The organism is Haloferax elongans ATCC BAA-1513, assembly GCF_000336755.1.
GTDB classification, from domain to species: Archaea; Halobacteriota; Halobacteria; order Halobacteriales; family Haloferacaceae; genus Haloferax; species Haloferax elongans.
Genome location: NZ_AOLK01000013.1, coordinates 1 through 22,247 on the forward strand (window position 1 = coordinate 1; position 22,247 = coordinate 22,247).

At 59.5% G+C, this 22,247-nt stretch carries 19 protein-coding genes and 1 tRNA gene; 10 read left to right on the top strand and 10 right to left on the bottom strand.

The window, feature by feature from the left end; genetic code table 11:
* Both mre11 and rad50 read left to right on the top strand, forming a co-directional pair.
* The coding region (gene mre11, locus C453_RS06360; RefSeq protein ID WP_049907552.1) for a DNA double-strand break repair protein Mre11 at positions 1–1,264 on the top strand (1,264 nt) is incomplete at its 5' end.
* On the top strand, positions 1,261–3,942 hold the full coding sequence (gene rad50 / locus C453_RS06365) for a DNA double-strand break repair ATPase Rad50 (RefSeq protein ID WP_008323423.1): 2,682 nt from the start codon (positions 1,261–1,263) through the stop codon (positions 3,940–3,942). The genes mre11 and rad50, both read left to right, overlap by 4 nt.
* Before the next feature lie 20 nt (positions 3,943–3,962).
* Here rad50 and C453_RS06370 read toward each other — a convergent pair whose 3' ends face one another.
* Genes C453_RS06370 through C453_RS06380 form a run of 3 tightly spaced genes read right to left on the bottom strand, consistent with a single transcriptional unit; the run spans position 3,963 to position 5,174 of the window.
* Entirely contained in the window at positions 3,963–4,385 is a 423-nt protein-coding gene (locus C453_RS06370) for a DUF7346 family protein (RefSeq protein ID WP_008323424.1), read from the bottom strand.
* A 25-nt stretch (positions 4,386–4,410) separates the two neighbouring features.
* A complete protein-coding gene (locus C453_RS06375; protein ID WP_008323425.1) occupies positions 4,411–4,938 on the bottom strand; it encodes a DUF7322 domain-containing protein in 528 nt (175 codons plus the stop codon).
* A 50-nt stretch (positions 4,939–4,988) separates the two neighbouring features.
* The gene (locus C453_RS06380) at positions 4,989–5,174 is read right to left on the bottom strand and encodes a DUF7331 family protein (RefSeq protein ID WP_007538830.1); all 186 of its coding nucleotides are present in this window, start codon (positions 5,172–5,174) and stop codon (positions 4,989–4,991) included.
* Positions 5,175–5,304: 130 nt separating this feature from the next.
* On the opposite strand from C453_RS06380, the gene C453_RS06385 reads away from it, so the two are divergent.
* The 7 genes from C453_RS06385 (at position 5,305) to thrS (ending at position 16,277) form a co-directional block, all read left to right on the top strand.
* Positions 5,305–9,321 carry a DNA polymerase domain-containing protein gene (locus tag C453_RS06385; protein WP_008323426.1) on the top strand — a complete coding sequence of 1,339 codons (4,017 nt, stop codon included), beginning with the start codon at positions 5,305–5,307 and terminating at the stop codon, positions 9,319–9,321.
* Between the two features lie 218 nt (positions 9,322–9,539).
* Entirely contained in the window at positions 9,540–10,445 is a 906-nt protein-coding gene (locus C453_RS06390; RefSeq protein ID WP_007538833.1) for an ABC transporter ATP-binding protein, read from the top strand.
* A gap of 12 nt (positions 10,446–10,457) precedes the next feature.
* Positions 10,458–11,888, top strand: coding sequence for a Fe-S cluster assembly protein SufB (gene sufB, locus C453_RS06395; protein ID WP_008323427.1), 1,431 nt, complete (start codon positions 10,458–10,460; stop codon positions 11,886–11,888).
* A 3-nt stretch (positions 11,889–11,891) separates the two neighbouring features.
* Positions 11,892–13,100 (top strand): Fe-S cluster assembly protein SufD, encoded by a 1,209-nt coding sequence (gene sufD / locus C453_RS06400; protein WP_008323428.1) that lies wholly within the window; start codon positions 11,892–11,894, stop codon positions 13,098–13,100.
* Between the two features lie 142 nt (positions 13,101–13,242).
* A complete protein-coding gene (locus tag C453_RS06405) occupies positions 13,243–13,734 on the top strand; it encodes a hypothetical protein (RefSeq protein ID WP_007538836.1) in 492 nt (163 codons plus the stop codon).
* A 4-nt stretch (positions 13,735–13,738) separates the two neighbouring features.
* Positions 13,739–14,191, top strand: coding sequence for a metal-dependent transcriptional regulator (locus C453_RS06410; RefSeq protein ID WP_008323430.1), 453 nt, complete (start codon positions 13,739–13,741; stop codon positions 14,189–14,191).
* 145 nt (positions 14,192–14,336) lie between these two features.
* A complete protein-coding gene (gene thrS / locus C453_RS06415) occupies positions 14,337–16,277 on the top strand; it encodes a threonine--tRNA ligase (RefSeq protein WP_008323431.1) in 1,941 nt (646 codons plus the stop codon).
* Between the two features lie 27 nt (positions 16,278–16,304).
* Here thrS and C453_RS06420 read toward each other — a convergent pair whose 3' ends face one another.
* The 4 genes from C453_RS06420 to C453_RS06435 all read right to left on the bottom strand — a co-directional run bounded on the left by C453_RS06420 (position 16,305) and on the right by C453_RS06435 (position 18,902).
* Positions 16,305–16,955 carry a DUF1641 domain-containing protein gene (locus C453_RS06420; protein WP_008323432.1) on the bottom strand — a complete coding sequence of 217 codons (651 nt, stop codon included), beginning with the start codon at positions 16,953–16,955 and terminating at the stop codon, positions 16,305–16,307.
* 9 nt (positions 16,956–16,964) lie between these two features.
* Positions 16,965–18,113: an NAD(P)/FAD-dependent oxidoreductase gene (locus tag C453_RS06425; protein ID WP_008323433.1), complete on the bottom strand. Its 1,149-nt coding sequence runs from the start codon at positions 18,111–18,113 to the stop codon at positions 16,965–16,967.
* 72 nt (positions 18,114–18,185) lie between these two features.
* Positions 18,186–18,434, bottom strand: a complete 249-nt coding sequence (locus tag C453_RS06430; protein ID WP_008323435.1) for a sulfurtransferase TusA family protein — start codon at positions 18,432–18,434, stop codon at positions 18,186–18,188.
* A gap of 69 nt (positions 18,435–18,503) precedes the next feature.
* Complete coding sequence (locus C453_RS06435) at positions 18,504–18,902, bottom strand: hypothetical protein (RefSeq protein WP_008323436.1); 399 nt, start codon at positions 18,900–18,902, stop codon at positions 18,504–18,506.
* 280 nt (positions 18,903–19,182) lie between these two features.
* Here C453_RS06435 and C453_RS06440 point away from each other — a divergent pair.
* Positions 19,183–19,255 (top strand) — tRNA-Gln (locus tag C453_RS06440).
* 1,304 nt (positions 19,256–20,559) lie between these two features.
* On the opposite strand, the gene C453_RS19915 is transcribed toward C453_RS06440, so the two are convergent.
* The 3 genes from C453_RS19915 to C453_RS06450 all read right to left on the bottom strand — a co-directional run bounded on the left by C453_RS19915 (position 20,560) and on the right by C453_RS06450 (position 22,180).
* Complete coding sequence (locus tag C453_RS19915; RefSeq protein WP_152418023.1) at positions 20,560–21,147, bottom strand: hypothetical protein; 588 nt, start codon at positions 21,145–21,147, stop codon at positions 20,560–20,562.
* Between the two features lie 13 nt (positions 21,148–21,160).
* Entirely contained in the window at positions 21,161–21,358 is a 198-nt protein-coding gene (locus C453_RS19920; RefSeq protein ID WP_152418024.1) for a hypothetical protein, read from the bottom strand.
* 477 nt (positions 21,359–21,835) lie between these two features.
* Entirely contained in the window at positions 21,836–22,180 is a 345-nt protein-coding gene (locus C453_RS06450; RefSeq protein ID WP_008323438.1) for a J domain-containing protein, read from the bottom strand.
* Positions 22,181–22,247: the final 67 nt, after the last annotated feature.

Genomic DNA, 22,247 nt, shown 5'->3' on the forward strand with positions numbered 1-22,247 from the left:
GCTGAGAGATGTGTATAAGAGACAGGCAGTCGTCCACGCGGGTGACCTCTATCACGACCGACGACCCGAACTCCCCGACTTACTCGGCACGCTCTCTGCACTGCGTCGGCTCGACGACGCAGGTATCCCGTTTCTCGCTATCGTCGGGAACCACGAATCCACGCGCGGTGGCCAGTGGCTCGACCTCTTCGAGCGTCTCGGGTTGGCGACCCGCCTGGGAGACGACCCGGCTCTCGTCGGCGACGTGGCGTTCTATGGACTCGACCACGTGCCGCGTTCCCGACGCGACGAACTGGACTACCAGTTCGAGCCACACGACGCGGCCCACACCGCTCTCGTCGGGCACGGACTCTTCACGCCCTTCGCGCACGCAGACTGGGAGACCGAGACGGTCCTCGAAGAGTCGAACGTCGAGTTCGACGCGGTCCTCCTCGGTGACAACCACGTCGCGGACGTGACGACCGTCGACGACACGTGGGTCACGTACTGTGGCTCGACCGAGCGCGCGAGCGCGAGCGAACGCGACCCGCGCGGGTACAACCTCGTCACCTTCGAGGACGACACCGTCGATATTCGCCATCGGACGCTCGAAACCCGTCCGTTCGCCTTCATCACTGTCGACCTCGCCGAAGGTGAGGGAATCGAACGCGTCCGCCAGCGCGTCCGCGAGTTCGACCTCGAAGACGCCGTCGCTATCGTGGAACTGACTGGTGACGGCGAGTCAGTGACGCCCGCCGCAGTCGAGACGTTCGCAGTCGAGCAGGGTGCGCTCGTCGCGCGCGTGACCGACCGCCGTGAGGTCGACACCGAAGCAGAGCAACTCGCGGATGTCTCCTTCGCCGACCCCGACGACGCGGTCAACGACCGACTCCGCGAAATGGGGCTGTCGAGCGCCGCCCTCGACGTCGACGAGACGGTTCGCGCGAGCAAGACGGCCGACTCGAACGTTCGTGACGAGGTTCGCGAGCGTGTCACCACGCTGCTTTCGGACGACCCGAATGCGCTGGTCGCCGCCGACGATGGCGGTGACGAGAGTGATGCAGGAGACACCGGTCAACCCGACGAAAGTGCTGACGAATCTGAGGGAGCCGGGGACGAGGGTGAATCTGAGGCAGTCGAGGACGAGGGTGAATCCGAGGCAGCCAAGGACGAACCCGGGTCGGACGAGGACGAACCAGAAACAGCCGAGACGGAGACCGAAGACGACTCGCCACCGGAACAACCGAAAGCCGCCCAAGATAGCTCGCTGGGTGATTTCGCATGAGATTCACGCACATCGCCCTCCAGAACTTCAAACCCTACGAGGACGCCGAACTCGACCTTCGCGACGGCGTCACGGTCATCCACGGCGTCAACGGGAGCGGGAAATCGTCCCTCCTCGAAGCGTGTTTCTTCGCGCTCTACGGGTCGAAGGCACTCGACGGGACGCTCGAAGACGTGGTGACGACCGGCGAAGACGACGCCGAAATCACACTGGAGTTCGTCCACGCGGGCGGCCAGTACCGAATCGACCGCCGGGTTCGCGTCTCGGGAGACCGCGCGACGACGGCCAAGTGTGTCCTCGAAGGTCCCGACGAGACTATCGAGGGTGCGCGCAACGTTCGCAAGGCCGTCGCGTCGCTCCTGCGAATGGACAACGAGGCGTTCGTCAACTGCGCGTACGTCCAGCAGGGCGAGGTCAACAAGCTCATCAACGCCACACCTGCCCAAAGGCAGGACATGATAGACGGCCTGCTGCAACTCGGCAAACTCGAAACCTATCGCGAACGCGCTGGCGACGCCCGGTTGGGAGTCGAAGACGTGTTGACGAGCAAGCGCAGCGTCCTCGAAGACGTCGAGTCGCAAATCGAGGCCAAGGAGGACGAGAACCTCCACAGCAGGCTCAACGCACTCGAATCAGAACTCTCCGAAGTAACGTCGAAAATCGAGCGTTACGAAGACCAGCGCGACAAGGCCCGGCAGACGCTCGAAGCGGCCCAGTCCACACTCGACGAACACGAGGAGAAACGCGAGCGACTGGCAGAGGTCGAATCGGCCATCGACGAACTCAAAGCGAAAATCGCAGACGACGAGACAACGCGCGACCGACTCACAGAGCGAATCCGCGAACTGGACGAGAATGTCGACGAACTCGACGACGACATCGAGGCGGCCGTCTCAAAAACCGACCTCGATGAGGCAAGCGACGACGCGCTCGCAGCAGCGCGAGAGACACTCGACGACCGCGAAGCCGAGATTCGCGAGGAACTGTCGGAGGCGCGGACCAAGGCGCAGGCACTCACGACGCAGGCCGACCGCCTCAAAGAGCGCGCGGAGGACCTCGAATCGCGCGCGAAGGAGAAGCGCGAGAGCGCCGAGGAGGACGAAGCGGCCGCGGGCGACGCGGCGGCCGACCTCGACGAACTCCGCGAGACGCAGGCAGACATCGAGTCGTCGCTGGCGTCCATCGACGAAACGTTCGAAGACGCGCCTGTCGACCGAGGGGACGCGGCCGACCTCCTCGCCGAGCGTCGGGACACGCTCTCGGAGACCCGCGAGTCGCTCGCCGAGACAGAGACTGAATTGAAGAATGCGCGCGAGCGACTGGCGGAGGCCCGCGAACTCCGCGATGCTGGCAAGTGTCCCGAGTGTGGGCAACCGGTCGACGGGTCGCCACACGTCGATGCTATCGCCGAGCGGGAGGCGGCGGTCGAGTCACTCGAAGCAAACTGCGAGTCGCTCGAATCGAAGGTCGAATCCTGCCGGTCGGCAGTCGAAGCAGCCAAACAACTGGAAGAAGCCGAGAGCCGCGCCGCATCGCTCGAAGACCGTCTCTCGCTCGCCGAAGAGCGAATCGCCGACCGCGAGGAAACGGTCGAATCGCGCCGCGACGCAGCCGAAACGAAGCGCGAGGAGGCTACGGAACTCGAAGCCGACGCCGAAGAGAAACGCGAGGCGGCCGCGACGCAGGCCGACCGCGCGGCGACGGTCAAAGAGACGGTCACAGCCCTCGAATCAGACCTCGAAGCACTCAGTGACCGCCGCGACGACCTCGACCGAGTCGAATCGCTGCTCGACGACCGCGAGGCGGCAATCGACGACCGGGACCGACTCCGAGAGAAGCGCGAGACGCTCGCCGAGGTCAACGACGAGCGACGCGAACACCTGCAGGACCGCCGCGACCGCCGTGCCGAACTTCGCGAGGCGGTCGACGAAGACGCGGTCGAAGACGCCCGCTCGCGCAAGCAGAAGGCCGAATCGTACATCGGCCAGGTCGAATCTGACGTGCTTCCCGACTTGCGCGAGAAGCGTGACGACCTCCAGAGCAAGATTGGCGGCGTGAAAGCCGACCTCGAACGCCTCTCGGAACTGCGTGAACGCCGCGAGGAACTCGCCGAGCGCGTCGATGCGCTCCAGTCTCTCCACGACGAGGTGACGGACCTCGAATCGACCTACGGCGACCTCCGGGCGGAACTCCGCCAGCGGAACGTCGAGATTCTCGAACGGATGCTCAACGAGACGTTCGACCTCGTCTACGGCAACGACGCCTACTCGCGCATCCGTCTCGACGGCGAGTATGGGCTTACGGTGTTCCAGAAGGACGGAACCGCACTCCAACCCGAGCAGCTATCGGGTGGCGAGCGGGCCCTGTTCAATCTCAGCCTCCGGTGTGCTATCTACCGGCTTCTCGCCGAGGGTATCGACGGGGCTGCACCCCTCCCGCCGCTCATTCTCGACGAACCGACCGTCTTCCTCGACGACGGTCACGTCTCGCGGCTCGTGGACCTCGTCGAGGAGATGCAGCGCCGCGGCGTCAAGCAGATTCTCATCGTCAGCCACGACGACGAACTCGTCGGCGCGGCGGACGACCTCGTGCGCGTCGAGAAGAATCCGACGACCAACCGGTCGTCGGTCGAACGGACCGACGCACCCGACCTCCAAAGCGCGCTGGCAGACGACTGAGAAGCAGCGATTTCCGTTCTTCAGCCTCGAAGCTGGTCGATGCCCTCGTGGGCAAGCGAGGTTGCCTCGTATCCGCGCTCGCCGTACACTCGCGTCTCTTCGATGAGTCCCGCGATTTTGAACTCGGTCAGGAGGCCGTGAAGGTCGCTCTCGCAGAGGTCGTAGGCGTCCATGAGTTCGACGACAGAGAGCGGACCGCGCTCGACGAGTTCGACGAGCAGACCGAGGCCCTGTTCGGTCGGGACGGCGACGAGCACCCGGCGGGCTGATTCGGGAACGGCGCGTGCGGCGGTTTCGAGTGGTGATTCACCGCCCGCGTCTTCGAGTTCGTCGTTCGGGAAGTGGCGCTCCTCACCGGTCTTCGGGTCGCGGACGCGACTGGCGTCGCTGGAGCGTTTGACGAGCAAGTACGTGCGGCCGTCAGGCCCGCGGACCGTGCGCATGGTCGGTCGAAAGCGTCGGCGACTGTTAGCGGTTGCGCTCGTCGGCGTCGTCGTTGGTGTCGTCGTTGGCGTCGTCGTCGCCGCTGCTTTTCTCACTGCTGTTGTTTCCCTCGCCGTCGTCACTGTCCTCATCGCTCGACCAGTCGTGTGCTTGGTACTCTCGGTAGAGAGAATAGACGCGGGTGAGCGCAAGCACGCCGAGGAGCGTCGCGCCGCCGCCGACGAGCGTCTCTCCTTGGAAGTAGATGAGCATCGGCCCGACTGTGATACCCGCGACACCCACGTTTGCGAGGATGACGCTGGCCCAGAACATCCGCGACTGCTCGGGGTTTATATCGGCGGTGAACTCGGGGTCGTCGTCGGAATCCGAATCCTCACCGGGGATGTCGACGCGCGGGACGTTCGGAAGGTCGACTTCGGGGTTCCCCCAGCGTTTTTCTGGGTCTCCCCAGCGTTTTTCTGGGTCTCCCCAGCGCTCCTCTGGGTCCCCCCAGCGAGCAACAGGGTCGATTTCGGGGGCGTCGTCCTCGTCGCGCCGCTCGTCGTCCGTCACGCTCTCACCGAGATACCGTGCCGAGAAAAAGGGACCGTTTCGAGGACCAATCAGGCGCAGTCGTCGAGGCTCATCGACCGAGTTGCCTCGACCCAAGCAAGTGGGTTCTCCGCATCGTAGAACACCACGCCTCCGTCGATATCGTAGGATTCGATCGTCTCGGCTCCTGTCGGACCACTAGGTCCAGTGCCGTCGATCGTGCCATCCCACCGTTCCGAAGTTGCGTGGTCGGTCATATCGCGTGTCAACGAATGTCACACATATATAAATGTCTTTCCGTAATTTGAATAACGAGTAGAGTGTACTCTGAGAGCTAGGGTCCACAGAAACACGAGGATTTTAATCGGCCCCGCCAAATCGATTGCCATGACGCAGACGGGTTTGGACGAATTCGGGGAAGACGACGCCGGGGGCGTCGGCGACACGCGGCCGGACGAAGAGGCCGCCATCGTCGCTGGCGACGCGGGACAGCACGTCTCCGGCGTTATCGACACGGACGAGGTACGATTCCCCGACCCCCAAGGGACGGTCGAGCTGGCTGTCACCCAGGTAGACTACACTATCGAGGGGAGCGGCCGAAACGAGTACCCCGTAATCCACATCTTCGGTCGGACGGCGGACGACGACGAGCCCGAACACGTTCGCGTCCTCGGGTTCGAACCGTATTTCTACGCGCCCACAGCGAGTCTCGATGACGAACTCCTGGATAAAGACGTCATCACGCGCACCGAAGATGGATACGAGAGTATTCGCGGTGAGGACCTGACGAGGATTCACACTCGGACCCCCCGCGACGTTGGGCAGATTCGCGACGAGTTCGACCACTACGAGGCGGACATTCTGTTCCCGAACCGCCTCCTCATCGACAAGGACATCAAAAGCGGTGTCCGCCTCCCGGACCGCCGCCTCGAGGACGGGTCGATTCAGGTCCCGCATCAGGAAGTCGAACCGGCAGCCGTCGAAGCGAACCTCCGAGTGAACACCTTCGACATCGAGGTGAACGACCGCAACGGCTTCCCCGAAGACGGCGAAGAGCCGATTATCTGTCTCACCAGTCACGACTCCTATCTTGACGAGTACATCGTCTGGCACGCCGTTGCCCCCGACGGCGAAGGGAAGCGCCCCGGGTCGCTTCCGAACTACGACTTCCTCAACGACGACTCCGAGGTCGAGGTTCGGACCTTCGACGACGAGGACGCCATGCTCGACGCGTTCCTCACGTACATCGAGGAAACCAATCCAGACATCCTCACCGGCTGGAACTTCGAGGACTTCGACGCGCCGTACTTCCTCGACAGGTTGGACGTACTGAATCCGACGAGCGACTACGACCTCGACCCGGACCGCATGTCGCGTCTCGGCGAAGTCTGGCGGAGCGGTTGGGGCGGCCCAGACATCAAAGGACGCGTCGTCTTCGACCTGCTCTATGCGTACAAGCGAACGCAGTTCACCGAACTCGAATCCTACCGACTCGACGCCGTTGGTGAACTCGAACTCGATGTTGGCAAGGAACGCTACTCCGGTGACATCGGCGACCTCTGGGAACAGGACCCAGAGCGCCTCTTGGAGTACAACCTTCGGGACGTGGAGCTGTGTGTCGAAATCGACCGCAAACAGGACATTGTCGCCTTCTGGGACGAGGTGCGAACCTTCGTCGGGTGTAAACTGGAAGACGCGCCGACGCCCGGCGACACGGTCGACATCTACGTCCTCCACAAGGTTCACGGCGAGTTCGCGCTCCCCTCGAAGGGCAAACAGGAGTCAGAAGACTACGAAGGTGGGGCCGTCTTCGACCCCATCACGGGCGTCAAAGAGAACGTGACGGTGCTGGACCTGAAGTCGCTGTACCCGATGTGTATGGTGACGGTCAACGCGTCGCCGGAGACGAAAGTCGACCCCGAAACATACGACGGGGAAACCTTCCACGCCCCCAACGGGACGCACTTCAGACAAGAGCCAGACGGCATGATTCGGGAGATGGTCGACGAACTCCTCGCAGAGCGCGAGGAGAAAAAGAGCCTCCGCAACGGTCACGACCCCGGAACGTCCGAGTACGAGCAGTTCGACCGGCAGCAGGCCGCAGTGAAGGTCATCATGAACTGCTTCACGCCGGACACCGACGTGCTCACGCCGGACGGCATCCGGAACATCCGCGACCTCGACGTCGGTGACGACGTGTACTCGCTCGACCCCGAGACGATGCGGATGGAGGTAAAACCGGTCGTCGAGACGCACGAGTACCCCGACTACCGGGGTGAGATGGTCGATATCCAGACGAGCAAGACCGACTTCAGCGTCACGCCGAACCACCGGATGTTGGTCCGAAAAGACGACAAGAACGGGGCATCGTGGGACGACTTCCGGTTCGTCGAGGCGGGCGACCTGAACGAGTCGTCGCACTACGAACTCCCACACGGATGGGAGGGACCCGACGGGACTCACCTCGATACGGTCGACTTCACGGAGCTCCTCGATGACGGCTACGAGGTGTGGGCCAAAAACGAGGTCCACGGGCATACCCTCGCTGCCGAGATTGGCTGGTACCCGGACAAAATGCAGAAACAGGGCGAGTCCGGCACAGGATACGTGTTCTCTGCCGAGGAATTCGAGGAACACAGAGAGTATCTCGACGAGGTCTGCTCGGAGTTCTACGTCCACAGCGAACGCGGCCGAAAGTGGATTCCGCGGTTCTACGACGCCAACGACTTCCTCGACCTGCTGGCGTGGTACATCACGGAAGGGTCGGTGTACACGTCTGAGGACAAGACGTTCGGCGAGAACGTCCGTGGCTCGTCGACGACGGTCAACATCGCGCAGGACGCCATCGCGGACGGTGGCGGACACGACGACCACACCGCCATCGGTGAACTCCTCGACCGAATGGGGTTCAACTACTACGTCGACGAGAAGGGATTCAAGTTCACGTCGAGAGCACTCGGTGGCTGGTTGGAGGACACCTGCGGTGGCAACAGTTTCGAGAAACACATTCCCGACCTCGTGTTCGACGCCAGCCACGAGCAAAAAGAGCGCTTCTTGGACACGCTGGTCGCCGGTGACGGCGACAGGCAGGTGAACAGTTGGCGCTACACGACATCTAGCGAGCGCCTTCGGGACGACGTCCTCAGGCTCTGTGCGCACCTCGGGAAGACGGCGAGCTACAACCACGATAGTGGGTCGTGGCGCATCTACTGCACCGAAGACGCGAAAAATAGCTTCCGAATGCACCGCTCGGGCGGACGGAGCGAGGCCGAAGACGGCGCGTACTGTGTGACTGTCGCCGACAACCATACCCTCCTGGCCGGGCGCAACGGGAAGTTCCAGTTCGTCGGCCAGTCGCTTTACGGCGTGCTGGGGTGGGACCGCTTCCGTTTGTACGACAAGGAGATGGGTGCCGCGGTGACGGCGACCGGGCGGAGCGTCATCGAACATACCGAATCGGCAGCGAACGACGCTGGCTACGAGGTTGCCTACGGCGATACAGACAGCGTCATGTTGGAAGTCGGGCACGTATCACCGGACGACGTCGACGGCGACGTCGAGGTCACAGACGAGATGCGCGAGGCCCACCCGGAGATGTCCGAAGCGGAACTCGAGTCGCTCGCGGCGACCATCTTGAAGGGTTACGAACTGGAAGAACAGATCAACGAGTCGTACGACGAGTTCGCGCTGGAACAGTTAGACGCCCACCACCACCGCTTCCAAATCGAGTTCGAGAAGCTCTACCGACGGTTCTTCCAAGCGGGCAAGAAGAAGCGCTACGCCGGGCACATCGTCTGGAAAGAGGGCAAAGACGTCGACGACATCGACATCACGGGCTTCGAGTACAAACGATCGGACATCGCACAGATTACGAAGGAAGTCCAGAAGGAAGTCATCGACATGATTGTCCACGGTGAGGACACCGAGGTCATCAAAGACTACCTCCACGATATCATCACAGACTTCCAGTCCGGGAACCTCCCGCTCGATGAGGTTGGTATCCCCGGCGGCATCGGGAAGAAACTCACGGCATATGAGACTCCCACCGCGCACGTGCGCGGGGCGCAGTACGCGAACGCATTCCTCGGTACCAACTTTGGCCGGGGCTCGAAGCCGAAGCGTCTCTATCTCAAGAAAGTCCACCCGTCGTGGTTCCGGAAGATGGAGAATCAAGAGGACTTCGACCCACAGCGAGACGACCGCTACCGAGCGTTCAAACGTGACCCAGACGTCATCTGTTTCGAGTACGCAGACCAGGTTCCAGACGAGTTCGAAGTCGACTGGGACACCATGCTCGACAAGACACTCGAAGGGCCAATCTCGCGTATCATCGAGGCGCTTGGGATGTCGTGGGACGAGGTCAAGAGCGGCCAAGAGCAGACTGGGCTCGGTAGTTTCGTCTAATCGCCGGTATCACGCGCTAAGTAACTGAATATGGTTTCCTTTGGACAGATGGCGTAGTATCCTTCGGTTCACCGAAACCCGAACACACGTCTCAAAACTCCTATTCTTCTTTCTACTTTTGAAAACAAATTTTCTATCTACAAAAGGTGGCGGGGGTAAATGCGCAAGCATTATGGCCGATACTCCCTACGCTTCCAATACGAGGCAACGAACCAACGATGGCAACTCTCGAGATCAAAAACCTCCACGCACGTGTCGCGGAGGACGATGGTGAGCAGATTCTGCGAGGCGTCGACCTTGAAGTTCGTTCCGGAGAGATCCACGCGCTTATGGGTCCCAACGGGTCCGGAAAGTCGACAACCTCCAAAGTAATCGCCGGACACCCGGCCTACGAGGTCACCGAAGGCGAAATCCTCCTCCACCTTGAGGAGGGCGACTTCGGCGGCATCGAGATTCCTGAAGACGCCCGCACGTGGAATCTTCTGGAACTGGAGCCGAACGAGCGCGCCGCGCTCGGTATCTTCCTCGGCTTCCAGTACCCCGCGGAAATCGAAGGCGTCACGATGACGAACTTCCTCCGAACCGCGCTCAACGCGAAAATCGACGAGCGCGAGGAACTCCTCTTCGGCGAGGACGAGGAAGAAGAAGACGAAGACGTCGGCTACGACACCTCCCCGATGGAGGGCAATGTCGACGAAGGCGAGATTGGCGTCGCCGAATTCCAGAAGCTTCTCAAAGAGAAGATGGAGCTGCTCGACATGGACGAGAAGTTCATGCAGCGGTACCTCAACGCCGGCTTCTCCGGCGGTGAGAAGAAGCAGAACGAAGTGCTTCAGGCCGCCATTCTCGAGCCTTCGATTGCTGTTCTCGACGAGATCGACTCCGGTCTCGACATCGACCGTCTGCAGGACGTATCGAAGGGGATCAACGCCCTCCGCGACGAGCAGGGCACCGGTATCCTCCAAATCACTCACTACCAGCGTATCCTCGAGTACGTCGAGCCCGACCACGTCCACATCATGCTGGACGGCAAGGTCGTCAAGAGCGGCGACGCGGGTCTCGCGTCCGAACTCGAAGACAAGGGCTACGACTGGGTCCGTGAGGAAGTCTACGAGACCGCGTAAACCATACACACCATGAGTTCCGAACAAGACCACCTCAAAGAGACTGACACCGAAGCTCGCTTCGAGTTCAAGAAGGAGCAGAAGGCCGCGTTCGCGGCCGAAAAGGGTCTCAACGAAGAGACCATCCGGGTCATCTCCGAAGACAAAGACGAACCCGAGTGGATGCTCGAGCGGCGTCTCCGCGCCCTCAAGCAGTTCCAGAAGATGCCGATGCCGACCGACTGGCCCGGCCAGCCCGACCTCTCTGAGGTCGACGTCGACCAGATCGTCCCGTACATCCGCCCCGACGTGGAAGTGCGCGGCGGTGTCGACGACTGGCGTGACCTGCCGGACGACATCAAGGACACCTTCGACAAACTCGGCATCCCGGAAGCAGAGAAGAACGCGCTCTCTGGCGTCGGCGCTCAGTACGAGTCCGAAGTCGTCTACCAGAACATGCAGGAGCGCTGGGAGGAGAAAGGCGTCGTCTTCATGAACATGGACCAGGCGGTCCAGGAGCACGAAGACATCGTCAAGGAGTACTTCATGACGAAGTGCGTCCCCCCGAGCGACAACAAGTTCGCCGCACTCCACGGTGCTATCTGGTCCGGCGGCTCGTTCGTCTACGTCCCCGAGGACACCACCGTCGACATGCCGGTGCAGGCGTACTTCCGCATGAACTCCGAAGGGATGGGCCAGTTCGAACACACCCTCATCGTCGCCGAGAAGGGCTCCGAAGTCCACTACATCGAGGGCTGTTCCGCACCCAAGTACTCCGCGTTCAACCTTCACTCCGGCGGCGTCGAAGTGTTCGTCGGCGAGGACGCACACGTGCAGTATTCGACCGTCCAGAACTGGTCGAAGAACACGTACAACCTCAACACCAAGCGCGCTATCGTCGAGAAGGGCGGCCGCATGGAGTGGATTTCGGGCTCGATGGGCTCGAAGGCCACCATGCTGTACCCCGCGTCCATCCTGAAGGGTCGCGGCGCGTCCGACAACCACATCACCATCGCCTTCGCGGGCGAGGGCCAGAACATCGACACTGGCGCGAAGGTCTACCACAACGCTCCCGAGACGAAGTCGACCATCGAGTCGAAGTCCATCTCGAAGGACGGTGGCCGGACCAACTACCGCGGTCTCGTCCACATCGCCAACGGCGCGAAGAACTCCTCGACCTCGGTCGAGTGTGACGCGCTGATGTTCGACAACGAGTCCACCTCGGACACGATGCCGTACATGGAGATCAACGAGTCCACGGTGGACGTCGCTCACGAGGCGACCGTCGGGAAAATCGGCGACGAGGACGTGTTCTACCTCCAGTCGCGCGGTCTCGACGACGACGACGCGAAGCAGATGATCGTCTCCGGGTTCATCGAACCCATCACGGAGGAACTGCCCATCGAGTACGCAGTCGAACTCAACCGACTGGTCGAACTCGAAATGGAGGGTAGCCTCGGATAACCAATGAGTGCGCAACTTCCCGCAAACCTGTCTGAAGAGACAGTACGAGAGATTTCGGACGCACGGGACGAGCCGGAGTGGCTCCTCGAGGCCCGCCTCGAAGCCCTCGACGCGCTCGACGAACTCGACCTGCCGGACGTCATCCAGACACCCGGCCGTCGCTGGACGAACCTCGAAGCTCTCGACTTCGAGTCGCTCGTCGACCCGCTGAACCAGTCCGACGAGACCGTTCGTGAGGCACCCGACGATGTCGTCGTCCTTCCGTTCACGGAAGCGCTCGACGAACACGGCGACCTCATCGAGGAGCGATTCGGCTCCGTCATCGACCTCGAAGAGAACTACCTGACGGCGCTGTCGGCTGCTCTCTTCACGACGGGGACGTTCGTCTACGTCCCCGAGGGCGTCGACGCGCAGGACGTGAAGGTTCGCGCCGAGATGAACTCTCGGTCGCTGTTCAGCCACACGCTCGTCGTCACCGAGGAGTCGTCGTCGGTCACCATCCTCGAGAGCATCGCCTCCGGCGAGGACGCCGACGAGGACCGATACTTCTCGAACCTCGTGGAAATCGACGCGGGCGAGAACTCCTACGTCCAGTACGGGTCGCTCCAGAACCTCGACGAGGAGACCTACACGTACACGCTCAAGCGCGGTGACGCAGACACCTACGCCACCATCAACTGGATCGAAGGCAACCTCGGCTCTCGACTCACCCGCAGCGACATCGAGACCGAACTCAACGGTGACGCCTCCGAGACGAAAATCGTCGGCGCGTTCTTCGGCCACGAAGACCAGCACTTCGACGTGAACGCTCGTGTCTGGCACCAGGCCGAGAACACGACCGCAGACCTCGTGACCCGCGGCGTCCTCGACGATGAGGCCCGTTCGGTCTACGAGGGTGTGCAGGACGTCGGCCGCGACGCATGGAGTACGAACTCCTACCAGCGTGAAAACACGCTGATGCTCTCGGACGAGTCCGAGGCAGACGCGTCGCCGAAGCTCATCATCCACAACCACGACACCGAAGCGTCGCACGCCGCGACGGTCGGGCAGGTGGACAAAGAGGATCTCTTCTACATGGTCTCTCGGTCCATCCCCGAACTGCAGGCTCGCAACATGCTCGTCGAAGGCTTCTTCGTTCCTGTCCTCGACGAAATCGAAGTCGACGAGTTCCGCGACGACCTCGAAGAACTCATCGCCGCGCGCTTGCAGTAAGCGCACCTCACCATCGACTTCTGCTTTCTTTTACGGCCGCCAGAGTCGGCCAGTGCAGCACAGAACGTGGAGGAGTTAAGTCAATCCCCCACAGATGCAGAGACATGAACGAGGTATCGCGCTCGAATCAGGGGTGTCTCGCGTGAGTGTGGGCTACCAAGTAACCTCGGACCACCAACTCGCGCGGTTGCTCCAGATTGGAATCGTCCTCGAAGAGGTCGTGGAGGCTCGCGCCTACCACCACCACGAGGAGATGGGCGACGACTCGCTCGACGAGGAGATTCGAGACCTGCTTTCGCACGCTGCCGAGGAGTCGAACGAACACCGAGAACGTCTCGAAGCGGTCATCGACCGACTCGACGTAGACAGCGTCCCCTTCGAAGAGATAGAGGCACTCGTCGAAGCGCAGTACGGCCAGACGAAACCCGAAGACTTCGACGGCGTCCTCTACGACCAACTCTGCAACGAGGAGACGGCGTACAAGTTCTACGACGACGTTATCGAGGCCATCGAGGCGAGTGATGCACAGTTTACCATCGACCGCGAAGAACTCCTCACGACGCTCAGAGAGCTTCGGGAGGAAGAGGCCGATGGCGTCGAAGAGGTGACGCGAATCATGGAAGGGCGCGAGTGAAACAATGAACACGGCAGACCAATACGTCAAAGCGATTTACCTGTTGCAGCAGATAGAAAACGGTCCTGCGGCGACGGGGACGCTCGCAGACAAGATGGACGTGAGCCCGGCGAGTGCCAACGAGATGATTGGCAAACTCGAATCCCGCGGCCTCGCGGAGCACGAGAAGTACAAAGGCGTCTCGCTGACCGACGAGGGAATCGTCCAGGCCCGCGACGCGCTCCAGACGTACTGCATCATCGAGCGGTTCCTCTCGAACGTCCTTGACGTCGAGGACTTCCGCGGGGAGGCCCGTGAACTGGAACCGGTCATCGACGACATGATTGCGGGTCGCCTCGACACCATCATCGACCGAAAGTCGGAGTGTCCAGACTGCTTCGACCCGGAGAGTGACGCCTGCGAGTTCCTCGACGTGTGCGACGCCGAGGCGGAAACCGAGACTGAAGCTGCAGACTGACGACTCTCGGAGCACTCCTGAGACCTTTCTGAGACACGCTTATCACTCTCGACCGCAAAGTGAAGGTGCAATGATGGTTGGTGGCTGCTTTACACGCCGGGTTTGAGCCCGCACTCCTAGCCACTTCCATCCTCGATTCTCGACCATGTCTACGCAAGAACACGGACAGATAGTGGTAACGCTTCCAGACGGTTCCGAACTCGAAGTCGACGCAGGCGCGACTGTCGAGGACATCGCCTTCGAAATCGGTCCCGGACTTGGCCGAGACACCGTCGCAGGCGTCGTCGACGGTGACCTCGCCGACAAGGCGACGCCACTCTACTCGGATGCGACGGTCGAAATCGTCACCGCCGCCAGCGACGAGTATCTCGATTGCCTGCGACACACCGCGGCCCACGTCTTCGGACAGGCACTCCAGCGACTGTATCCGGACGCAAAGCTCGCTATCGGCCCCCCGACGGACGACGGGTTCTATTACGATATCTACGGCGTCGAGATAGACCGCGACGACCTCGACGACATCGAAGCCGAGATGGCCGATATCGTCGCAGCCGACTACGAGATGGAGCGCGTTCTCGTCGACCGATCGGAGGCCCTCGACCGGTACGAGGAGAACCGATTCAAGCGCGAGATTCTCCAGAACGAAGCCGCCGGTGAAGACCCGGTTTCGTTCTACCGGCAGGACGATTGGGTCGATCTCTGTCAGGGTCCCCACGTCGAATCGACGGGAGAGATTGGTGCGTTCGCGTTGCTCGACATCTCAGCTGCGTACTGGCGTGGCGACGAGGACAACGAACAACTCACCCGCGTCTACGGGACGGCCTTCGAATCCGAGTCCGAACTGGAGGACTTCCTCGAACGCCGTCGGGAAGCCGAAGAGCGCGACCACCGGAAAATCGGTCGCGAGATGGACCTCTTTTCGGTCCGCGACTACTCACCGGGGTGTGTCCACTACCACCCCAACGGGATGGCGATTCGCCGCGAACTGGAGGAGTACATTCGCGAGAAGAACGAGGAACTCGGGTATCAGGAAGTGTGGACGCCCGAACTCAACAAAGCCGAGTTGTGGAAGCCGACGGGCCACTACGACGCGTTCAAAGAAGAAGGAGAGATGTTCGCATGGGACCAAGACGACACTGAATACGGCCTGAAGCCGATGAACTGCGCGAACCACGCCCACATCTACGGCAACGAGCGCCACTCCTATCGCGACCTTCCGCTCAAGTACTCTGAGTTCGGGACGGTCTACCGAAACGAGCAATCCGGGGAATTGTCTGGGCTACTCCGAGTTCGTGGCCTCACGCAGGACGACGGCCACGCATTCGTTCGCCCGGACCAAATTGAAGCCGAGATTCGCCAGACGGTGCGGGTAATCGAGGAGATTTACGAACAGTTCGACCTCGAAGTGCTCTACAAACTGGAGACGAAAGGCGACGACGCGATTGGCAGCGACGAAATCTGGGAGACGGCGACGAGTTCGCTTCGAAACGCCCTCGAACACGAGGGCATCGAATACGACGTCGAAGCGGGTGAGGCCGCGTTCTACGGGCCGAAGATTGGACTCGACGTTCGCGACGCCCTCGGCCGCGAGTGGACGATTGGAACGGTTCAGGTCGACTTCAACATCCCGAGACGACTGGATCTCGTCTACGTCGGGAAGGACAACGAAGAACACAGACCGGTGGCTATCCACCGCGCCTTACTCGGAAGCTTCGAGCGCTTCATGGGCGTCCTCATCGAGCACTTCAAGGGCAACTTCCCGTTGTGGCTCGCGCCCGAGCAAGTCCGCGTCTTGCCGATATCGAAGGCACACCACGAGTACGCACACGAGGTCGCCGAGGAACTGTCCGACTTCCGTGTCGAGGTCGAAGACCGCGATTGGACGATTGGCCGGAAGATTGCCGAGGCGCACGAAGACCGCGTCCCCTACATGCTCATCGTCGGCGACGACGAGGCGGAGTCGGGGACGGTGTCGGTCCGCGACCGTCAGGAGCGCGAGAAGAACGACGTGCCCGTCGCCGTCTTCCGTGACCACATCGAAGCCGAACGAGCCGAGAAACGAACCGAGGTGGACTTCCTCGGATAACTAAACACCCGAACTGGGGTGTGGGTACTATGCACCCTCTTCGTCGAGGTCACTGCCGATACCGCGGGCGAGCGCGAGGAGGAAGTGCATCCCACGCTGGACGTCCGGGTCGCGCAGTGACCGAACCATGCCGAGAGTTCCGGTTTGCTTCGGCGGTTCGCTTCCGGCGTCACCCATCCCGCGCAGCATCGTCTGGATGGCGTGGACTGTATCCGGGTCGCTCGCGGTGTCGGCGACTTCGCCGAGCGAGCTACCCGTCTTGGCCAGTGTCGCCACCATTTCGTCGTCCAACGCGGCGGTGAGCAGCGTGACTGCGTCGGCAATCTGGGCGAGTTCGTCCAGCGTGCCGGTCTGTTCGAGTCGGACGAGTGTCTGGAGTGCGCTCTCCAAATCCTCGGCGTTCTCCCCCACCGACGATGCGAGTGAAGCCGTCTCGCGGGTGGCCAAGCTGTCGGCCGATTCGAGGAGGAGCGAGGACGTACCGGCGAGCCTCGTCACCATCTCGTCGTCCATCGCGCCGGTGGCCAGTTGGGTCGTATCGAGGAGTTCGTTCACGAGACCAACTCGTTCGACGAACGCGACGACCTCCTCCGGGTGTTCTGCGATTGCGGCTTCGAGGGCTTCTCTCGGAGCAGTCTCCTGATTTTGTCCGTTCGTGGTCGTGCTTGAATCACTCATCGAATCACCTCAGATGAGCCCCCGAGCGGTGAGCCAGTACGATTCGTTGTACGCGAGTTTGCTCCAGTGGAGCAGTTTCGACGGTTCACGGACTGCAGGCTCGTCTCCGTAGGCGAACTCGACGAACGTGGCTTCGTCCATCCCGCTTTCGATGAAGCAGATGGTCTTGCCGTCGTAGGTCGCCGTGGGAACGAGCCCGCGGACGCGACTCGCGAGTCGGTCGGCGACTGTCCCGGCCGCGTAGTGGGCGACACTCCCGGCCTTGGAAGTCGGCAGGTCGGCAACATCGCCGATGGCGTACACGTCCTCGGCGTTGGCGGCTTCGAGGGTGTGTTTGTCGACTGCGACCCAGCCGTCGTCGCCGAGTCCCGCGTCGGTTACGAGGTCGCTTCCTGCATGCGGTGGGATACCGACGAGGAGGTCGTAGTCGAGTTCAGTGCCTTCCATCGTCTCGACGACCTTCGCGTCGGGGTCGATTTCCTCGGCGTTGAAGAACGTCTCTAGGTTGATGTCGCGTTCTTCGAAGAGGTCGGTCGCCCAATCGGCAATCGACTGGATACCGTGAGCGCGCTGGATGGGGTAGGTGTACGTGATGTCGACGTCGTCGCGGAGGCCGCGCTCGCGGAACCACGCGTCGGCCATGAGGACGAACTCGACCGGTGCGGCGGGGCACATGTGCGGCACGCCGATAACCGAGAGGACGAGGTGTCCCTCAGTGAAGTCCGCGAGCGCGTCGCGGAGGCGTTCGGCACCGTTGGGGCCGTAGAAGTGGTGTCCGCCTTCTTTCAGCCCCGGAACCTCGTCGGGGACGAGATTCGCCCCCGTCGCGAGCACGAGGTAGTCGTAGTCGAGTCCGCGGTCGGCGGCGTCCAGTGTCAGGTGTTTGTTCTCGGTGTCGATGCCGCTAACGCGGTCGACCACGAGGTCGACGCGCCGAGTGTCGACTAAGTCTGTCAGTGGGCGATGCGCCTCTGCGAGCGTCTTCTTGCCGAAGGCGACGTAGAGGAACGCCGGTTTGTACGTCTGTTCCGGCGTGTCGTTGACGAGCGTCACCTCGACGTCGCCAGCGTCGATTTCTGCGGCGAGGTCGTCGGTGAGGCGGTTGGTGAGGACGGTGCCACCCGTGCCGCCGCCGACGATTACGATTCGTTTTGTCATGGTGTTGTGAGTGAAGTGGGTGTAGTTCGGCCGGGAGGCCGGGCGACGCGGGTGTCTGGGTCGACCCAAGCGTTACTTCGTGGTCTCGATGAAGACGGACCAGTAGCCCTCGTCTTCGTGTTCGACGACGTCGAGCGTCTCGTGGCCGGCTTTGGCGACCCATTCGGGCACGTCGTGGCTGGACGACGTATCGGTCGTCATGAGTTCGACGACGGTGCCGGGGTCGACTTTCTTGACTTTGCCGATGAGGTCCATGAGCGGACCGGGGCAGGTCGCACCGCGGGAGTCGATTGTTACGTCGGGAGTGATTGATTCGGTCATTGTCTTGGTGTGGTTGTGTGGGTTGTTCGAACAGCAGTACGCACCGGTCGGTGGCTGTGGACACCCTCCTCAGACGAATATCACCTGCTTGTCTTGGGCGTGGGTCAGGAACCCCGAGACGCCGAGTACGTCGTCGAAGACCTCGTGGTAGTCGTCGAGGGACTTCCCGAGCATGTCCATCGACAGTTCACAGGCGTAGACGTGCAGCGGGCCGATTTCCTTCGCTTGCGCGATGCTCTCGAAGAACATCGGCATATCAACGTCTTCGGCGGCCATCATCGCGCGGCCGACCTCGCCGACTTCGTAGTCCATCGACGCCATGCGTTCGTTGTCGAACGCTTCGAGACCACCCATGGTCGCGAAGATGTCGACTGGGACCTCAGACGCGGCGGCGATAGCCGCGATGTTACCAACTGCTTGGAGCCGTTCGAGTCGTGCGGATTCGAGGACGATTGCATAGCCAGTCATGTTGCTCACAGATAATGAGAGGTTCCGAGCGACCATATTATTGCACAGATGTTCCAAGATTGTGGGAAACGAGTAGGTGGTTAAGAGGCCTTCGAGCGAGCATTCCTTCTGTGAGGTGCTGGGTACCGTGTATGACCTTCTTCGTCGCAATCCAGTCACGTCCGGCGAATATGAGACCGAACCGCACGACTCGAAAAGTAAGCTTATTGTGCCGTCACCTCGCTACCTCAAAATGCGAAGTTCCGCAGTCGGACGCGGAGCATGCGAACGACGTGAGCGAAGTCCCATGGTGTAGTGGCCAATCATAGCGGCCTTTGGAGCCGCTGACGGCGGTTCGAATCCGCCTGGGACTATTTTTGCGAACGAAGTGAGAACGAATAGCCGACAGTGGATTCGACACCCAGAGAACGAGTAACGCGAGTTCTCGCGGTTCGAATCCGCCTGGGTCTACTCAAACTTCTTACATAGTCCAACGCTCTGAGAGGGCAGTCTGCGCACCTGGTTCTGGCTATTCCCAAACAGAGGTGTCAGCCTGATGGCCGTGTCTCGTAGTCCTGGCTGCGGCTGTTTCAGAGTACGATTCAGAATGTTTCTCGTGTTCTCTCAATACAAATCCTGTGCTACTCTGTCGTACCGAATAACGCACGCCGAATCAAGTCGTCGAATCGTTCGAGGACAACCGCGAGACCAACTCCGACGAGCAGCCCATCGACGACGATGGCGAGGCGTTCGTGCCGTAGAGTTGGGACCTGAGTCGGCACGTCGTCGAGCAGTTCTGAGAAAGTTGCTCAGTGATGATTAATCTACGCGCCCACTGACTGACGAGACAGTCGCGTTTCTGGTTCCTTCGTTTTCTCGACCCGATAGACCCGTGATTCGGGAATGTACTGGTAGGTTCTCTGAGTCCCGTTCTCGACTTAACCTTCCTCAACCAACACTTTCTCCCACGACAGTCTTCGTCGTACTCAATGTTTCTTCTTTCTTCGACTGTCACGTCGTTTTTGCCACTATGTGTTTCGTATTCGATTAGTGCCGCAGTATACAACTGTGCTTCTGGTTGATGTATGGGGAAAATGTACCTTTGAGTCTGTAATGGTCGAAGAGCGTTCTGATTGGACATCATGGATTCTCTCTTGTGATGTGTATGAGTACTCACCTAGTCGGCGATATTCGACTCGCACGGGTTGGGTGAAATTAGATGAGACAACTCTTCGGGAGGTCTTTGACTCACTCCCAGAGGGAACCGTGACAAGAGACCAATTAGGAATGGGGGGAGTTCACAGAGATACGACTCAACTAATGCGGTTTTACGCTGAATCCTTTCCTTCCGAATGTGACGTTATAGAGTTGAGCAACGGGTCAACCTCTCCCGAGAAATTTAGCTCGTTGACATCGTAACCTCCCTAGCTGTAGTATACGATACTGTCGGCAACCCCCTGCGGTCAGGAACTGACGGTGGTGTGTCTTGTTCGCTGAAATCGGACAAGTGCGGGACTGTGGTGACACCTGTGACAAAATTATAATTGGGAATCACATAGAATATGTATGATTTCACGTAGATCTCAACACATCCTAGCAGAACATATCACAAAGTAGAACCGCTCAATGATACAAATTAGAACTCGGTATAGATAGTTAAAGAAGAATCTTCAATATATTAATTTAATATTGGCGTTTCACAGTCCTTGCAGAACTCTTTCTTTCCAGTTTTCTCACAATCAACATTACAGGCACCATGTACAAAGTATGTACAGACTACTCCTCCCCCAAAATTCCCAGCTCCAATAAGTATGCACAATGTTTGTGGTGCCAACCCTTTTACTCCAGTACACAGATCTTTGTTATCACAAATCACATCGTATGCTCCCTCACAAACCTTACAATTTATTTCTGGGTCACACCCAATACAGCTGGTTCCGACATCAGACCGAGTTTTCACACCCGATGTAGTTGTGTCTGTATTTTTCTTTGGTGTCTGAACCTTTACTTCTTCATTTTTCACAGAGAAATGGTACCTACCACTGAACTCATCCATATCCGGAACTAGATTAGCAACTGCAGTGGATTTTCCTTTAGATATTTGGACAACAATAACCGAGCTATCCAATGTTTTTCTGTCGCTGTTTCTCTCCGGTTTAAATCCACTCTCATTTATGTCGAATTGAACAATCTTTGCTTTATTTTTAGTATTGGTGGCGGATATCGTATTTTGGATTTCTAATTCGTCTTCAAAATATTCACCCACTTTTGATTTGATTTCATTGTACTCCTGAGAGTTTTTTTGCCTTCTTCGTCAGCTTTTGATGCTTTTCACCAGTGACCTCTTTAATATTCGATTCTTCTATCTTTTTTGCAGTAGCTTGAACTGGTGAAATTGAGAGTGCTAGTCCACCAATGCCACTAGCACTAATCGCTTTGAGGGCTTTACGCCGAGTAATGTCAGATTTTCCTCGCATACATGTTTGCAATCTGATGGCTTCCAGATATATCTATTGGTCTACAAGACTAAACTGTATTCATGAATACATGGTTGTGTGAATATTATATGGGAAAATTTCTGGTGCATTCAACGCCAATATATTCTCCAGTAGAATCATTATCTTAGACTTCATATTGAAAATGATGAATCAAAAACAGGTGGCCCGATACTTGTTTCTAATCTATGTTGGTGTATTCTTGATAATCTCAGTGTTTGACTTAGACGAATCTTCGCCAGAGTTGTACAATCTAAATGTTCTAAACATCATATTGCTACTTGTTCTGGTCATATTGGTTTATTTCTATTCATATCTGCGATACGTTCAGTCGTGATGAGATAAGTGTTGCCACAGCCACAAGTGTCGGTGCGCTCCAAAGAAATCGTGCGCGTCCCGCGGCCCGACAGCCGCGGAGTCGTGTCTGTCTACGAGACAGAAAGCGTGATTTCCAGGCGTTCATCGCCCAAACCACCTCCGTTCTTCTCGATGGACAAACCCTGCCCCCACACTGCAGGCACTTGCTTCTGTGAGGTCTGAACAAGTCGTAAGTACAATCCTCCTGCCAGCCACGCAGATGTTCACATCAGTCACCCCAGCATCTCCTTCCTTTGCCTCCTGCAGCTCTTGGAACTCCGCCTGCGAGCCGCCCTTGTCGGGGTGGCGTTCCTGCAGCAACTCGCGATACGCACCACGAACGACGTAGTCCGGTGCGTCGGGAGCGACGCTCAGCACTTCGTGAGGTTCACACCCGGCGTCTGCGACGACGACGGTCTCTTCCTCATCTGCAGGGAGAAGTCGCACCGTCTCGAACGTCGATGACGAGGTCGAAAACAATATTCCCTCATAGCATCCCCCAACGAACAATTTT

What these genes read in the sequence shown, in the direction of transcription:
- rad50 (WP_008323423.1), top strand. Translation starts at nt 1,261, where the DNA reads ATGAGATTCACGCACATCGCCCTCCAGAACTTCAAACCCTACGAGGAC.
- C453_RS06370 (WP_008323424.1), bottom strand. Translation starts at nt 4,385, where the DNA reads ATGCGCACGGTCCGCGGGCCTGACGGCCGCACGTACTTGCTCGTCAAA.
- C453_RS06380 (WP_007538830.1), bottom strand. Translation starts at nt 5,174, where the DNA reads ATGACCGACCACGCAACTTCGGAACGGTGGGATGGCACGATCGACGGC.
- C453_RS06385 (WP_008323426.1), top strand. Translation starts at nt 5,305, where the DNA reads ATGACGCAGACGGGTTTGGACGAATTCGGGGAAGACGACGCCGGGGGC.
- C453_RS06390 (WP_007538833.1), top strand. Translation starts at nt 9,540, where the DNA reads ATGGCAACTCTCGAGATCAAAAACCTCCACGCACGTGTCGCGGAGGAC.
- sufB (WP_008323427.1), top strand. Translation starts at nt 10,458, where the DNA reads ATGAGTTCCGAACAAGACCACCTCAAAGAGACTGACACCGAAGCTCGC.
- sufD (WP_008323428.1), top strand. Translation starts at nt 11,892, where the DNA reads ATGAGTGCGCAACTTCCCGCAAACCTGTCTGAAGAGACAGTACGAGAG.
- C453_RS06410 (WP_008323430.1), top strand. Translation starts at nt 13,739, where the DNA reads ATGAACACGGCAGACCAATACGTCAAAGCGATTTACCTGTTGCAGCAG.
- thrS (WP_008323431.1), top strand. Translation starts at nt 14,337, where the DNA reads ATGTCTACGCAAGAACACGGACAGATAGTGGTAACGCTTCCAGACGGT.
- C453_RS06420 (WP_008323432.1), bottom strand. Translation starts at nt 16,955, where the DNA reads ATGAGTGATTCAAGCACGACCACGAACGGACAAAATCAGGAGACTGCT.
- C453_RS06425 (WP_008323433.1), bottom strand. Translation starts at nt 18,113, where the DNA reads ATGACAAAACGAATCGTAATCGTCGGCGGCGGCACGGGTGGCACCGTC.
- C453_RS06430 (WP_008323435.1), bottom strand. Translation starts at nt 18,434, where the DNA reads ATGACCGAATCAATCACTCCCGACGTAACAATCGACTCCCGCGGTGCG.
- C453_RS06435 (WP_008323436.1), bottom strand. Translation starts at nt 18,902, where the DNA reads ATGACTGGCTATGCAATCGTCCTCGAATCCGCACGACTCGAACGGCTC.
- C453_RS19920 (WP_152418024.1), bottom strand. Translation starts at nt 21,358, where the DNA reads ATGCGAGGAAAATCTGACATTACTCGGCGTAAAGCCCTCAAAGCGATT.